Here is a 12,073-nt window from a genome sequence, read left to right on the forward strand (position 1 = left end):
GCGGCGCAACAGTTATATTCCCTTATTGTCCTTACCTTTACGCAGATGCTTGCCATGTCCCTGTACGCCCCCATTGCTGCAATCGCCACGGCCCCCGGCCGCGGGGGCATCGGCGTGGTGCGCATATCCGGGCCCGATCTCGCCGAACTTGCACAACGGCTGTTCGGGCGTCCGCTGACGCCGCGCCACGCGCACTACCTGCCGTTTCGCGCCGCCGACGGCGAGGTGATCGACGAAGGGCTCGCCATCTACTTCCGTGCTCCGCACTCCTATACCGGCGAAGACGTACTGGAGCTGCAGGGACATGGCGGCCCCGCCGTGCTGCGCCGCATCCTGGCGCGCTGCCTGCAGGCGGGCCACGACCTCGGACTGCGTCCGGCCGAACCCGGCGAGTTCACCCGCCGCGCCTTTCTCAACGAGCGCCTCGACCTGGCTCAGGCCGAGGCCGTGGCCGACCTCATCGACGCCTCCTCGGAAGCCGCCGCGCGCGGCGCCATGGCGTCGCTGTCGGGCGAGTTCTCGCAGCGCGTCAACGACCTGTCCGACCGCATCATCCACCTGCGCATGCTGGTGGAAGCCACCCTGGACTTTCCCGAAGAAGAAATCGACTTCCTCGAGAAATACCAGGCGCGGCCCACGCTGCAGGCGCTCACGCACGACCTCGACACGCTCATTGCCCAGGCGCGCCAGGGCGTGATCCTGCGCGAAGGCCTGCACGTCGTGCTGGCCGGCAAACCCAATGTGGGCAAATCCAGCCTGCTCAACGCCCTGGCCGGCGACGACATCGCCATCGTCACGCCCATCGCGGGCACCACGCGCGACAAGGTCGTGCAGGAGATCCACATCGATGGCGTACCGCTGCACATCGTCGACACCGCCGGCTTGCGCGACACCGACGACGCCGTCGAAAGCATAGGCATCGAACGCACCTGGAAAGAGATCGAGCGCGCCGACCTCATCCTGCACCTGCAGGACGTCACCCAGCCGCCCGATCACCTCGACGCGCAAATCGTCAGGCGCCTGCCCGCGCGCACGCCGGTGCTAAACGTCTTCAACAAAGTCGATCTGCTCGACGCGGCGTTCCAGGGCCAGCCCGACAGCCTGGCCATCTCCGCGCGCGGCGGCATCGGCCTGGACGCATTGCGCCAGCACCTGCTGCAACTGGCCGGCTGGAACCCCGGCGCCGAATCGCCATGGCTGGCGCGCGAACGCCATCTGCATGCGCTGCAACAGGCCGCGCAGCATCTCGAGATCGCCACCGAACACGCCCGCGAGGACGACCGCGTGCTGGACCTGTTCGCCGAAGAGCTGCGCCTGGCGCACGAAGCCCTGACCGGCATCACCGGCAAATTCACCAGCGACGACTTGCTGGGCGAGATCTTTTCGAGTTTCTGCATCGGCAAGTAGCCCGCCCGGCCAACAGGCAGGCGATGGCCGCGGCCTGCAGCGCCGCCGCGGCCACGAACAGCCATGGCGCCGACGCCGCGTCCGAGACGCCGCGCAACATCCCGAAGACCGCCGGTGCGAACGCGTAGGCGGCTTGCGACAAGGCGACGATGAGCGGCACCACGCGCCGCACGCTGGCCGGATCGAACTCGTTTTGCGCGATCAGCGGCGGCAGCGAGGTGGCGTTGCCGATACCCGAGCCGAACAGCAGCAGGCCCAGCCAGACCAGGGCCGGCGTGTCGCCGGCCGCCAGCAGAAGCAAGGCCCCCAGCGCCTGGATGGCATAGGCATGCGACGCCAGCAGGCGGCGATCGGACCCCGCGCCGGCGATGCGGCCCACGATCGTGCGGCCTGCTATCGCGCAGCCGGTTGCCGCGCCCATTGCCAGCCCGGCCGTGCCCGGACCCAAGGTAGGAACGAGCAGCGAGTACAGGTGCGCGACCAGGCCCATCTGGGCGAACAGACCCAGCGACATGGCCGCGGCCAGGGTGACGAAGCGCCGATCCTCGCGCAGGCGGCCCGCAGGCCTGGCGGGCGGCGCCGGGTTTGCGGCCGGGCGGGGCGCGACCGCCTCGCCGTCCGGCGCCTGCCCCGTATTGGCCGGCGTGCGCGTAAAGACCAGGCTGGCCAGCACGGCGATCACCAGCACCATGGACGCGCCCACCACGCCCGCGGCCCAGGCGAACCCCCAGGCCTGGATCAGCAGCGCCCACAATGGGGAGAAGACAATGCCGCCTACGCTCGCACCGTTGTACGCCATGCCCAGCGCGGCGGGCCGCCGGACCACGAACCACGGTTCGATCAGGGCGTTGATCGCCGCGGCCCCCAGCGCCGCCCAGCTGGCGCCGCTCACCAACGCGGCAATGGCCAATTGCCACGGCGTGGCCGCCACGGCCCAGCCGAATGTGCCCAGCGCGCTTCCCAGCGCCCCGCAGAACGTGACCATGGGAATGCCGGCAAGGCGGTACAGCCGCCGCAGGTTGGCCACGGCCAGCGCCCCCTCCACGAAGTGCAGCGTGACCATGCCCGCCACCCATTGCAGCGGCCAGCCGGTGCGTTCGACGACGGCATGCAGGAATACTGGCGGCCCATAGAAGCCCATTCCCCAGCCGTAGATGGCCATGACGAAACTTGCCGCCAGCACCTGGCGTCCGGCGAAGGGGGTCGAGTGTCGGGTCATGCTGCCTCGGGTTGATGTCGCGCGAACCGCAGTATGGGTTGGCCAGCTCCCGCTTGCGTCATGCCTGGCCGAAGCATGGAAGGCGCCGTCCGAGACCGGATTTCCTGCTCAATTTTTGATCACGGCGTCCAGGAGACGCCATCATCGGGCGAGGCCCGCGCGCGCTTGCCGCGCCGCTGATTTACGCTGTATGGGCCTGCCAGCAGGCTGGAAAACGGGGTTGGGAAACCGTATTTCGGGCCGGACATCCCCCGGATCCAGGCCATGGCGCCCTATGGATAACCACTGGGAGGCAAGCTTGTGCACAGTATGTGGACCCGGGTTGAACAAGCTTGCTTTTCGGCCATGGTCCGAAATGTTGTCCAACTTCGGCTCTCCAGCCAAACAGACCTAGTGCACAGCCTAAAAGCTTCGCAAGCGTATGAAATAAAATCCCTTTTCAGGGTTAAGGTAGTTATCCACAGCCCTTATTAATCATTAGTCTTTATATAAAGAACACTATAAGGAAAAACATCAAACATGCCAGCCACCAGCCGTTCGCGCTGCAAAATCCAGCCATGCGCATTCTGTTGATCGAAGACGAAGCCGAACTCGCCCGCTGGCTATCGCGCAGCCTTGCCCGCCATGCCGGGTTCGTGGTCGAATGGGCCGATGACGGCCTGCTGGCCGAACGCCGCCTGGCCGTGGAAGAGTTCGATGCCATCATCCTGGACCTCGGCCTGCCCGGCATGGACGGCCATACCCTGTTGACCCGCATCCGCGCCCGCGACGACCGTACGCCAGTCCTGGTCCTGACCGCGCGCGATTCGCTGGCCGAAAGAGTGGGTACCCTGCACCAGGGCGCCGACGACTTCCTGCCCAAGCCTTTCGTGCTGGAGGAGCTCGAAGCCCGCCTGACCGCACTGATCCGCCGCAGCCGCGGACGGGAACATCCCCGCCTGACGCTGGGCGACCTGGCACTGGATACCGCGTCACAGCGATTCACCGTCAAAGGGCAGCCGCTGGCGCTTTCGCCCCGGGAACATGCGGTGCTGCGCGCCCTGATCCAGCGCAGCGGCGAACCGTTGAACAAGCAACAGATCCTCGATCGCATCCAGTCCAGCGACAGCGATGTCAACCTGGAGGCCATCGAGGTCCTGGTCCATCGGCTGCGCAAGAAGCTGGCCGACACCGGCGTACAGATCGTCACCATGCGCGGCATGGGCTATTGCCTGGAGAACGCTGTTGACAACCCGTAGGCAGGAAAAAACCCGCCATCGCATGCTGAAGACGGTGTTGCTGTGGTGGCTGATTCCCGCGCTGGTTTTCGTCATGACCGGAGCCTTGTGGCTGTCCAACCAGCAACTGCGCAACCAGGTCGACATCGCCTACGACCGCTCGCTTTCCGGAGCGCTGCGATCCATCGACCACAACATATCCACAGCCAGCGGGGGACTGTCGCTCGAACAGCCCTACCTGATGCTGGAGTTCTTCGAACTGACCGCCAACGGCAACGTGTACTACCGGGTGGCGACCGAAGACGGCCTGGCCGAGATCGGCAACCCCCAGTTGCCGCTGCCGCCGCAGCCGCTGGTCTCCGGCCAGCCGCAGTTTTTCTACGCCGAGTACCTGGGCCAGCCGGTACGGGTGGCGGCGCTGGCGCGGCCGATGGATCCGCCGCTTTACAACGATAAAGGGGGACGTATAATCGTCCAGGTCGCCGAAAGCCTGGAGACCCGGCAGGACTTCCTGCATCGGGCGCTGGTGCGCTCGGTGGAACGCGACCTCGCGGTGGTGATGATCAGCGTGTTGGTGGTCATCTGGAGCGTTTTCATGGCGCTGCGGCCGCTCGAACGGTTGCGCGAGGAAGTTGCAAGCCGTTCTGCGGACGATCTAAGCCCCGTGAGCGCGTCGGAGATGCCAGGGGAGGTCCAGCCCCTCATCCACGCCGTAAACCTCCACATGGCCCGATTTACGGCCTTGGCGAGGGTGCAGCGGCAGTTCCTCGACGACGCGTCGCATCAATTGCGCACGCCGCTGTCGGTATTGCGGACCCAGACGGCCTATGCCTTGCGTGAAACAGACCCCCAGGAGGTCCGTACAGCCCTCCTGGCGATGCAGGACGGCCTGGACAGGGCGGTACGCACCACCAACCAGATGCTCGCGCTGGCGCGCGCCAAGGACGCCTCGCTGGCCGAGGGCGGCCTGCCGCTGGAAACGGTCGACCTGGCCGAGCTGGCCGACGGCGTCATCCGGGCCTTGTTGCCGGCTGCCCGGGCCAGGCAACTGGACCTGGGGCTGGATGTGCAGGCCGCGCCGGTCCGGGTACAGGCTGTCGAGTGGCTGTTGCGCGAGGCGCTGAGCAACCTGGTCGACAACGCCATCCGGTATACGGCGCGCGGCAGCGAAGTCACGGTCAAGGTCCATGCCGAGGGTGGCCATGCCTGGCTGGTGGTGGAAGACAACGGGCCCGGCATGTCGGCCGAGGACATTGCACGCGCCAGCGTACGGTTCCGCCGGGGCGCAGCCGGCAAGAACAAGTCGGGGGCGGGCCTGGGGCTGGCCATTGTGCGGACCATCATCGAAATCCACGGCGGCCAGCTGGTGCTGGAAAACCGCCAGCCGCAGCCGGGTTTGCGCGCGGCACTGGTGTTTTCCCTAGGTTTCAAGGGAAATGCTGCGCTGCCGCACGAAATTGTGGTGATCTGAAAGGTTCCGGAAAGGCAGGGTTGGGTACGGTGCTCATCCGTTGGCCTGCGATCTGCGCGATCGTTCCATGGCCATCCATGTCCGCACGACATGCCAACAACGATCTCGGAGACCGCATCGATGCATACCCTGGCGAAATTCCGCGCGACTGCTGCCGCCCTGGCTGGCCTGTGCGCCCTGTTCATTGGCAACGCCGCCCATGCGGCCGGCGACGAGCCGCGTCGGCCCGAGTGCATTGCCCCGGCCCAGCCCGGCGGCGGCTTCGACCTGACCTGCCGGCTGGCTACCGAAGGCCTGAAGCAATCGGGCGCGCTCAAGGCGCCCATGCGCATCGTCTACATGCCTGGCGGCATTGGCGCCGTGGCCTACAACAACATCGTGGCCCAGCACCCGGGCGAGGCCGGCACCATCGTTGCCTTTTCCGGTGGTTCGCTGCTCAATCTGGCGCAAGGCAAGTTCGGCAAGTATTCGGTCGACGACGTGCGTTGGCTGGCCGGTATCGGCGCCGATTATGGCGTGGCCGTGATCCGCAACGATTCGCCCTATACCGACCTCAAGGGCCTGATGGAGGCCTTCAAGCAGGATCCCACCAAGATCGTGCTGGGCGCCGGCGGCACCGTGGGCAGCCAGGATTGGATGAAAGCGGCGCTGACGGCCAAGGCGGCCGGCGTTGATTTCAAGAAAATGCGTTTCGTCGCGTTCGAAGGTGGCGGTGAGGCGGTGACCGCGCTGCGCGGTGGCTACATCCAGGCCTACATGGGCGACGCCGCCGAGGCTTTCACCATGCTCGAAGGCGGCGCGCCGATCCGTGTGCTGGCGGTCTTCAACAGCGAGCGCCTGCCGGGCAAGCTGAACAACGTGCCGACGGCCAAGGAGCAGGGCTACGACATCGTATGGCCGATCATCCGCGGTTTCTACGTCGGTCCCAAGGTCTCCGACAAGGACTACCAGTTCTGGGTCGACGCGTTCGACAAGACGATGACTTCGCCCGAATACGCCAAGCTGCGTGAACAGCAGGGGCTGTTCCCGTTCAGCAAGACCGGCAAGGACCTGGACGACTACGTCAAGCAGCAGGTCAAGAACTACGCCGAGCTGGCCGACAGCTTCGGCCTCATCAAGAAGTAAACCGATCGCGCGGCCGGCGGCATGCGCCGCCGCCGCGCATCTTCCCAACGGTGCGCACGCAATCGGGGCGGTCCGCGCCGTGTTCTCGAATTGGATACGGGATCATGAATGATCGAATGTTGGGCGTATTCGCCCTGATCCTGGCCGCCTTCATGACATGGGCGGGCTGGGACATCGAAGCGCCGTTTGCCTACGAACCTGTAGGGCCGCGCGCATTTCCGATGCTTGTCGCACTCATCATCGGCCTGTGCGGCCTGCGCCTGGTCTACAAGGGCAGCCACCAGGTCGAGACCAACTCCGCCGGCGCCAACGCGCGCATCGCCCTGATGATCGCGTATGCGGCCGCCTATGCGTTCCTGTTCCAGTGGCTGGGGTTTGTCATCGCCACGGCGCTGATGACCGTCGCGGTCGGCCGCCTGTTCGGCGGCAACTGGATCAAGTGCGCCATCGGCGGCCTGATCATGGGCGTGCTGTTCTTCCTGTTGTTCGACAAAGTCCTGGACGTGGTGTTGCCGGCCGGGTTGCTGGAGGGTCTGCTATGAGCGGCATTCTCGATCATCTTGCCATCGGTTTCGGCGTTGCCTTCTCGCTGACCAACGTACTGGTCGCGGCTATCGGTTCGTTCTTCGGAACCATGGTGGGCGTGTTGCCCGGGCTTGGCCCGATCAACGGCGTGGCCATGCTGATCCCGATCGCATTCGCGATGAACCTGCCGCCCGAAATGGCGCTCATCCTGCTTGCGGCGGTGTACGTGGGCGCCGAATATGGCGGCCGCATCACCTCGATCCTGCTCAACGTGCCGGGCGAGGCCAGCGCCATCATGACCACGCTGGATGGTTATCCGCTGGCGCGCCAGGGCCTGGCCAACGTGGCGTTGTCGCTGTCGGCGTGGTCCGCCTTTTTCGGCGCCATCGTGTCGGTGACCGGCATCATCCTGCTGGCGCCGCTGCTGGCCAAATGGGCGCTTGCCTTCGGGCCGGCCGAATACTTCGTGCTGATGGTGTTCGCCTTTTGCTGCCTGACCAGCCTGCTTGGCAAGCAACCCGTCAAGGGCGTGCTGGCGGCGATGATAGGGTTGGGCATTTCGGTGGTCGGGGTCGATTCGAACTCGGGCGTATACCGCTATACCTTTGATTCGGTGCACCTGTCCGACGGCATCGATTTCGTTGTCGTGGTGATCGCGCTGTTCGCCGTCAGCGAGATGCTGGAGATGCTGGAGAAGGTCGTGGCCGGACACAGTATCGAGGTCAAGCCGAGCGGCCGGAAACTGTTCAACCTTAAAGAATTGTCGTTCACGTGGTGGAGCGTGGTGCGCAGTTCACTGGTGGGCTTCGGCGTGGGCGTGCTGCCCGGAGCCGGCGCCAGCGTGGCGGCGGCCGTTGCCTATTCGCAGGAAAAGCGCATCATCGAGAGCAAGGATCCCGACGCCAAGTTCGGCAAGGGCGATATGCGCGGCCTGGTGGCGCCCGAATCGGCCGCCACCGCGTCGGCAATCGGGTCTTTCGTGCCCATGCTGACGCTGGGCGTGCCAGGCTCGGGCACCACCGCCGTGATGATGGGCGCGTTGACGCTCTACAACATCACGCCCGGTCCGGTGCTGTTCGACAGCAAGCCCGAACTGGTGTGGGGCCTGATTGCCTCGCTGTTCATCGCCAACGTCCTGCTGTTCATCATGAACGTGCCGATGGTGCGAGTGTTCTCGAAGGTGCTGGCCGTGCCGGCGTGGATGATGGTGCCCGGCATCCTGTGCATCAGCTACATCGGCGTCTATGCGATCAATGCCGGCACGTTCGACCTGCTGATGGTGGTGGCCATTGGCGCGCTGGGCTACTTCCTGCGCAAGTTCGGCGTACCGATGGCGCCGCTGGTGCTGGGCGTGGTGCTGGGCGACATGATGGAGCAGAACCTGCGCCGGGCGCTGTCCATCACCAATGGCGATCCCGTGGTGCTGTATTCCAGCCCGGTATCGATAGGCCTGTGGATCGCGGCTGCCGCGGTGGTGATCGTTCCGCAATTGATGCGCCGCCTGAGCGCGCGCCGCAGGCAAGCCGCTCAGTCGTAGTCGATCGGCCGATTGAAAAATGCCGCGGTTCGCACCGCGGCATTTTTCTTGGGCGCACGCGGCGTCCTGGCGCGTTCAGACGTGGGCCAGACGCTCGATGGCGGCGTCCAGCGTAGCGTCCTGCTTGGCGAAACAAAAGCGCACCAGATGGTGGTTGGATTCGGGCGCGGCGGGATTCTGGTAGAACGCCGATACCGGGATCACGGTTACGCCATGGTCGATGGTGAGATGGCGCGCGAAATCGGCTTCGGCGTGCTTGGTTATCTCGCTGTAGTCGGCCAGCATGAAGAATGTGCCGGGGCTGGGCAGGGGGCGAAAACGCGTGTTGGCCAGGCCGGCCGCGAGGCGATCCCGCTTGGCCTGGTAGAACGCAGGCAGGTCCAGGTAGGGCTTGGGGTTGGCCATGTACTCGGCCAACGCGAATTGCATCGGCGAGGACACGGTGAACACCATGAACTGGTGGACCTTGCGCAGCTCGGCGCTGAGCTGGCGCGGCGCGCAGCAATAGCCGACTTTCCAGCCAGTGGTGTGATACGTCTTGCCAAATGACGAGATGACAAACGCATGTTCGGCCAGCAAAGGGCGGCGCGACAGGCTGGCGTGCGGCTTGCCGTCGAACACGATGTGTTCGTACACCTCATCGGACAACAACAGCACGCCCGTTTCGCGCACGATGGATTCCAGGGCGTCCAGGTCGCTTTCGTCGAGTACTGCGCCGGTCGGGTTGTGCGGGAAATTCAGCATGAGCAGCCGCGTGCGCGCGCCGATGGCGTCGCGTACGCGCTGCCAGTCGATGCGGTAGTACGGATCGTCGCGGGTGGGGGCGCGCAAGGGCACGGGCACGGCGGTGCCGCCGGCCAGGCGTATCGCCGGCAGGTACGAGTCGTAGCAGGGTTCGATCACCACGACTTCGTCGCCAGGGCCTACGGCCGCCAATACGGTGGCCATCAACGCTTCCGTGGCGCCGCTGGTTACGGTTATTTCGGTTTCCGGGTCGTAGGCATGGCCGTAGAGGGTCTTGACCTTGGCGGCGATAGCCTCGCGCAATGGCGCCACGCCAGGCATGTAGGGATACTGGTTGTGCCCGGCAGCCATGGCCTTGCCGACCAGGGCGCACAGTTCGGGGTCGGGATCGAAATCCGGGAAGCCCTGGCCCAGGTTGATGGCCTTGTGCTCGATGGCGAGCCGGCTCATGACAGTGAAAATCGTGGTGCCGACATCGGGCAGCTTGGATCGGATCATGGCAATGGTAGGAATGTGGACAAGCAATGGGAATGCGTTTCTCGTAAGTATCCCACTAACTCATCGCGTTCTTCGGCGCCCCGCCGGCGCCCGCGTGCGGGGCTTGCCGATGGACCGGTGGCCGCGGTCTTTTACGCGGTCGCCATGGCGGCCTCGGTTACTTGTGAGACAAGTGAAAAAAAAGCCACATAGGGGTAAACAACTATTTGTTCGCCTCGGAGGCGATGCGTATGCTGATCCTGCAGTTGATTCAAGCAGTGCGCAAACCCGGTTACTGTTGTAGATGGCAAGCCACAAACGCAACGTTGAAGCGGGTGCGTGTGCCCGCCGGTTGGTCAGTTGGTCAGCGTCCTTGATTCACTTGCATTTCTTTTTTTCGATATCAGGACGCTATAAAAAATGGCTCAAAAGGGCAAGGTCAAGTGGTTCAACGCCGACAAGGGTTATGGATTCATCACTCCGGACAGCGGCGGTACTGACGTATTCGCACATTTCTCTGCGATTCAAGGCCGCGGTTATCGCAGCCTGAACGAAGGTCAGGAAGTCGAGTTCGAAGTGAAGGATGTTCCGAAAGGACCTCAAGCGGCCGAAATTCGCCCGCTCTGAATCGGGAAATCCCGTTTTTCCCGCATACCAGGCCCAAGTGCCTGGTTACAACGCCCCAGGAACATAGCTTCTGGGGCGTTGTTGCTTTTGCCATCGCCGCACGGCATGCAGTTAGTGTTTACTAACATCACTACGGGCTTGGATAACTTTGTGGATAAGCCTCCGCCCGGCACCTGGGTCGGACAGGCTTGCGCGCGCCGACGCCGGACATGGTGCTGGAGTTTTACACAGCGGATGACATCGTTATTTCGCGCCACGGGTGGGACGATGGTGCGAGTCGCCCCGGGCAGCTTCTTTCGTTGATCTACGCTTGCCAGGGAAAATCTCCTGTAAATCCACGGTGTTACGCGATCAGATATGCATGCTGGGGTTTCCGGCGCAGCTCCGGACGTCACGGTTTGGCGACTTCGGGCCCACCTCCATTACGGGTCGGGCCCGATTTGTTCACAAAGATATCCCCAATTTTCTTGCCTGTATCGAGACATATTCCAGGAGGATTCCTGATCGAAAAATTTGTGGATACTTCTGGGGATTGATCCCCAATTCAGCACGGTTGTGTACCGGCGCCATGGTTGTTCTTCGCCAGTGCCGGCATCGACGCCAGTCTCGAGTCGGTCATCAACCAACACGGGTGGATTCGACGGAGGGCATTGATGCGGCAACGGCACGCGTATCCCGATGCCCCGCCGGGCGATCGGGTTGTCCACAGGGGGCGGTGGATAAGATGGTGATGCAGGCCGCACAAATTTCCGCGTCCACGTATGAATGTTGCCTTGGTGTTACCAGTCTCAGGCGGGTCCTAGCCGAAAGTATTAAGCCGTTGGATGGTAGCGTTTTCCCTGCGTGATCGATGCGGCTCGACGGACCTGAACGAGACACCGGTCTTATATTTCTGCTCCTCGGTGTTGGCAGTATTGAGTCGCGATGTTTCACGTGAAACGAAAATTGCCATTCGATGCCATGGCCCGTGACCACCTGCTTTGATTACATGCTTCGTGGTGGGCATGCCGCTTGCGCTATATCGGATTTGTCCGGCCCCCCGCTCAACGAGTCCAGGACATTCCGCAAGTCGGAGAAATCCTTGAGCCCAGCAACGGGCATGCGGCGTGTTGACGACGCCCGCGAGATTTCCTGGACGAGCCATCCCATTGGCCCTGCGTTTCGAGATCTTGTCCCGTGCGCGGGGGCCCGCGCAGTCCGGACATTCTGCCGGCACACGAAACGGGATGCGGATCGAGCCTGGAGATCGAATGTTGGGCGTAGCCGGCCGTGCGCGTGTAGCGGAGAAGGGACAGGCGTTGGCGAGCGCAGTGTACGGAGGAGTGCGGTACTTGCCTGATCGGGATCATCCAAATCGCGGCAGCCGGGAAAGCCGGCTTGCTTCTGGTCATTCCGCCATGGCCGTTTGACGACAAAACTGCGCTTGTTTTGGCCTAGGGGTAGGGTAGGGGTAAAAACATCGTTGTTTTTGGCTGCCCGGAACCCCGTGGCAGACAGCTCATGCTGCCGTTGTTTCACGTGAAACATGTAATCGCATTATTGAGGGTCGGAACAGGCGCCGCATGTTTCACGTGAAACATTGCTAGGCCTGGCGTTTTGGACAGAGGCCGTGGCGCATAAGCCGCATAGATCGTACGGATTACAGGGCTTACGATGTTTCACGTGAAACGCCGAACGAGGTGCCACTATAATGGCCTCGGAACGCTCTTTCATCTCTCCCCATC

General features: G+C 63.6%; 9 protein-coding genes. 7 read left to right on the plus strand and 2 right to left on the minus strand.

The genetic code is table 11. The features are described from left to right. The first annotated feature begins 54 nt into the window (after nucleotides 1-54). On the plus strand, nucleotides 55-1,407 hold the full coding sequence (gene mnmE, locus BN118_RS19200) for a tRNA uridine-5-carboxymethylaminomethyl(34) synthesis GTPase MnmE (RefSeq protein ID WP_010931687.1): 1,353 nt from the start codon (nucleotides 55-57) through the stop codon (nucleotides 1,405-1,407). Here the strand turns inward: mnmE and BN118_RS19205 are convergent. Then, nucleotides 1,352-2,626, minus strand: coding sequence for an MFS transporter (locus tag BN118_RS19205; RefSeq protein WP_019248780.1), 1,275 nt, complete (start codon nucleotides 2,624-2,626; stop codon nucleotides 1,352-1,354). The two genes, mnmE and BN118_RS19205, sit on opposite strands and share 56 nt — an antisense overlap. A gap of 557 nt (nucleotides 2,627-3,183) precedes the next feature. Between BN118_RS19205 and BN118_RS19210 the strand changes: the two genes are divergently transcribed. The 5 genes from BN118_RS19210 (at nucleotide 3,184) to BN118_RS19230 (ending at nucleotide 8,501) form a co-directional block, all read left to right on the plus strand. After that, nucleotides 3,184-3,864 (plus strand): response regulator, encoded by a 681-nt coding sequence (locus BN118_RS19210; RefSeq protein WP_003816057.1) that lies wholly within the window; start codon nucleotides 3,184-3,186, stop codon nucleotides 3,862-3,864. Between the two features lie 22 nt (nucleotides 3,865-3,886). Beyond that, nucleotides 3,887-5,314, plus strand: a complete 1,428-nt coding sequence (locus BN118_RS19215) for a sensor histidine kinase (RefSeq protein WP_041166236.1) — start codon at nucleotides 3,887-3,889, stop codon at nucleotides 5,312-5,314. Nucleotides 5,315-5,434: 120 nt separating this feature from the next. Continuing rightward, nucleotides 5,435-6,439, plus strand: a complete 1,005-nt coding sequence (locus tag BN118_RS19220; RefSeq protein ID WP_010931690.1) for a Bug family tripartite tricarboxylate transporter substrate binding protein — start codon at nucleotides 5,435-5,437, stop codon at nucleotides 6,437-6,439. A gap of 104 nt (nucleotides 6,440-6,543) precedes the next feature. Further along, nucleotides 6,544-6,981: a tripartite tricarboxylate transporter TctB family protein gene (locus tag BN118_RS19225; RefSeq protein WP_033446144.1), complete on the plus strand. Its 438-nt coding sequence runs from the start codon at nucleotides 6,544-6,546 to the stop codon at nucleotides 6,979-6,981. After that, nucleotides 6,978-8,501 (plus strand): tripartite tricarboxylate transporter permease, encoded by a 1,524-nt coding sequence (locus BN118_RS19230; protein ID WP_010931692.1) that lies wholly within the window; start codon nucleotides 6,978-6,980, stop codon nucleotides 8,499-8,501. Before BN118_RS19225 ends, BN118_RS19230 begins: the two co-directional genes overlap by 4 nt. Before the next feature lie 75 nt (nucleotides 8,502-8,576). Here the strand turns inward: BN118_RS19230 and BN118_RS19235 are convergent, their stop codons facing one another. Next, a complete protein-coding gene (locus BN118_RS19235; protein ID WP_014906142.1) occupies nucleotides 8,577-9,743 on the minus strand; it encodes a pyridoxal phosphate-dependent aminotransferase in 1,167 nt (388 codons plus the stop codon). Between the two features lie 399 nt (nucleotides 9,744-10,142). Here BN118_RS19235 and BN118_RS19240 point away from each other — a divergent pair, with 399 nt between their 5' ends. Continuing rightward, nucleotides 10,143-10,349 carry a cold-shock protein gene (locus tag BN118_RS19240; RefSeq protein WP_010931694.1) on the plus strand — a complete coding sequence of 69 codons (207 nt, stop codon included), beginning with the start codon at nucleotides 10,143-10,145 and terminating at the stop codon, nucleotides 10,347-10,349. Nucleotides 10,350-12,073 lie beyond the last annotated feature (1,724 nt).

It is taken from the genome of Bordetella pertussis 18323 (genome assembly GCF_000306945.1).
Lineage (GTDB): Bacteria > Pseudomonadota > Gammaproteobacteria > Burkholderiales > Burkholderiaceae_B > Bordetella > Bordetella pertussis.